The sequence below is a fragment of the Bifidobacterium sp. UBA744 genome (assembly GCA_002298605.1).
In the GTDB taxonomy this organism is placed as follows: domain Bacteria; phylum Actinomycetota; class Actinomycetes; order Actinomycetales; family Bifidobacteriaceae; genus Bifidobacterium.
Genome location: DBKS01000060.1, coordinates 60,202 through 62,139, shown reverse-complemented (window position 1 = coordinate 62,139; position 1,938 = coordinate 60,202). Strand labels below are relative to the sequence as shown.

Genomic DNA, 1,938 nt, shown 5'->3' with positions numbered 1-1,938 from the left:
CGCGTTTGAATCCGCGGAATTGTCTCACTATCGGTTGAGTCAGGAGTCGTCCCTGGGGCTGCTGTCGCTGCGCGAGGAGCAGGTGATGGGTTTGCTCGGCGACGGCCTTGGCGATGAGGACATAGCTCGGGAGCTCGGTGTGGGCCGTGACACGGTGCGTAAGCACGTGCAGACTGCGATGCGCAAGCTCGGCGCTCATACGCGGTGGCAGGCGCTGGTCCGGTGGTTTGGCGATGAGCGGAATGGGAGGAGACGTGTCTGAGCGCAGACGCGGTGGTTTTGCCGGATTTCGCGGGAGGATGCTGGGAGTGTCGGCGTGGCTGGCGGCATTCCGGCGGTTCTGCTCCGCCAGAGGGCTTGCCGCGGGACGCATGGCATTGGTGTCTGTGGCGTTCGCCGTAACGGTTTGGGAAACAACGATATTGATTCCGGCCGGGTGGGTCGAATGGCTGGTGGCGCTGTTGCACCTTGTGTGTTTGCTGGCGATGGTTCGCTGGCCTGTGAAGGCGGGATGCCTGCTGCTGGCTGTGGGCTATGTTGCCGATTTTATCCCGGGGTATTCCGGTCCGTCTTTGCTGTGGGGAGGTTTGCTGGCGCTGGGTTTCGTCGGCTGCTATGCCTCGACGGCCTTGGCTGCAACGATGCTGGGCGCCACCCTGCTGTTCCAGGTCGTGCAGACTTGGACCGGCTATGGTGTTGGGTTCGATAGCTTGCCGTTCTTTGCCATATGCTTCACGCTGTCGACCGTTGCCGGATATGCATTGCGGAAGAGACGTAAAACCGAGGAACTGAGGGAAAGCCAGCACCGGCTGGAACTTGCATTGCAGCGGACTCGTGTGGCCATTCACATGCATGACGAGGTGAGTGGTCGGTTGTCGCTGCTCGCTCGGGATGTGCAGCGGCGTCGTCGCCTGAGCGAGGATCCCGGGCAGCGCGAGATGCTTGACGATCTGAACGGGCAGATTCTGCAGGTGATTGATTGCGTGCACAATGTGGTCAACGAGTTGTCTGAGCCCAGTCATGCTCCTGAAACTTCGGACGAAGACCGGCTGCCGTTGGCTGAATACGCCGGAGCATTGGACCGGCGATTGCATGGTCTGGGGTATTCGGGTCGCTGCGCTGTTTCGCAATTGCAGGGTATTGCGCTTGGCCGGAGGCAATACGAGGCGACGAGGTTGTTGCTGGATGAGTTGTGCGCCAACATCCGCAAGCATGCCGATCCTCAGGAGCTTCGCTATGAGATATCGGTGCGCAGCGGCGATGGGCGCATCGAGATCAGCGAAGTGTGCCGCTGGCATCGCACTGCGGGCGGTCACATGGCGCATGCCGATTCTTCGGACCAAGTTATGGGCGGCGGCCAGGGATTGCGGACCCGCCGTCGGATGTTCGAGGAACTCGGCGGGTCTTTTCAGTGGGCCGCCGACGGTGATCGGGATTCCGGCAGCTGGAAGTGCTTCGCATGGCTGCCGACTGAGCAGCCAAAGAGTTAAGGCTTGGGCTTGCAAAGCCATTGGAGCCACGGCGGGCAGTACACATAGGTTGAGATCGCGGTAGCGGATACGGTCGGGAATTCGCTCGCGTTGGAATCGAATTCCGGTGTCGATGCCGGAACTACCAGAGCGTAGATTAGTAGTGTTGCTGCGATGCGCATGCGGGCTCCTTTGTTTTTTGATGCTGCTCATTCCCAGCATGGCACGTGTGCGACGCTTCCTTGGGATTGCGATGAGTGTGTCTGCTTATGTGAGTGGGTTGATCTTCACGGAGGCGGAAGTTGGCTGGTTGCAGGACTGTGGTTGCTGGTTTTAGGCTTGATGTCAGGTGGCGTCGCTGGTGATGCCGCCATGATTGGCCTGCGATGTTGCGGGCGGAAAGGAAATTGCGATGGTTGGTGTAAGTGTTCGGGGTCGCCCCGGGTTGGCGAGGTTGTTGGCGTTGCTG

At 60.2% G+C, this 1,938-nt stretch carries 2 protein-coding genes; both read left to right on the top strand.

Annotation, left to right across the window (positions count from 1 at the left end):
• Window positions 1-262 (top strand): helix-turn-helix domain-containing protein (locus B2994_RS06995; RefSeq protein WP_291527651.1); only part of this gene is annotated, 262 nt, incomplete at its 5' end.
• A gap of 190 nt (window positions 263-452) precedes the next feature.
• Window positions 453-1,490, top strand: coding sequence for a sensor histidine kinase (locus tag B2994_RS06990; RefSeq protein ID WP_291527650.1), 1,038 nt, complete (start codon window positions 453-455; stop codon window positions 1,488-1,490).
• Window positions 1,491-1,938: the final 448 nt, after the last annotated feature.